This window comes from Actinophytocola xanthii (genome assembly GCF_001921205.1).
Taxonomy (GTDB): Bacteria; Actinomycetota; Actinomycetes; order Mycobacteriales; family Pseudonocardiaceae; genus Actinophytocola; species Actinophytocola xanthii.
Map to the genome: position 1 here is coordinate 1 of NZ_MSIE01000182.1, position 891 is coordinate 891.

Consider the following 891-nt stretch of genomic DNA (forward strand, 5'->3'; position numbering starts at 1 on the left):
CAAGGCCGAGAACATCCTCGGGCTGGACATCAAGGGTCACGTCGTGCGCCGGGTTCTGGTCACCCCTGCTTCGGACATCGCCGAGGAGTACTACGTCTCGTTCCTGTTGGACCGGGCGAACCGGACCTTCCTGGCGATGGCGTCGGCCGAGGGCGGGATGGATATCGAGCAGCTCGCGGTGGAGCGCCCGGATGCGCTGGCGAAGATCCCGGTGGACGCCCTTGCCGGCGTCGACCGGGCCAAGGCGGCGGAGATCGTGGCGGCGGCCAGGTTCCCCGAGGCCATCGCCGACAAGGCCGCCGAGGTCCTGGTCAAGCTGTGGGAGACCTTCGTGGCCGAGGACGCCACGCTGGTCGAGGTGAACCCGCTGGTGCGCGACCCGCAGGACAACATCGTCGCGTTGGACGGCAAGGTCACCCTCGACGAGAACGCCTCGTTCCGCCACCCGCAGCACGCCGAGTTGGTCGACATCGCCGCGGAGGATCCGTTGGAGGCGGCGGCGAAGGCGAAGGACCTGAACTATGTGAAGTTGGATGGTCAGGTCGGGATCATCGGCAATGGTGCTGGTCTGGTGATGTCGACGTTGGATGTCGTTGCGTATGCGGGTGAGGCGTTCGGTGGGGTGCGGCCGGCGAACTTCCTGGACATTGGTGGTGGTGCGTCGGCGGAGGTGATGGCCGACGGGTTGGAGATCATCCTGTCCGATGCCGACGTGCGCAGTGTGTTCGTGAACGTGTTCGGTGGGATCACGGCGTGTGACGCGGTGGCGAACGGGATCGTGCGGGCGTTCGAGTTGCTGGACAGTCGTGGGGACACGGTGTCCAAGCCGATCGTGGTTCGGTTGGACGGCAACAACGCCGAGGAGGGCCGGCGGATCCTCACCGAGGCCGC

General features: G+C 66.6%; 1 protein-coding gene. It reads left to right on the forward strand.

What is annotated here, in order from left to right:
* Positions 1-891: ADP-forming succinate--CoA ligase subunit beta (sucC, locus tag BU204_RS37825; protein WP_075130583.1), on the forward strand; the 891-nt coding region annotated here is incomplete at both ends.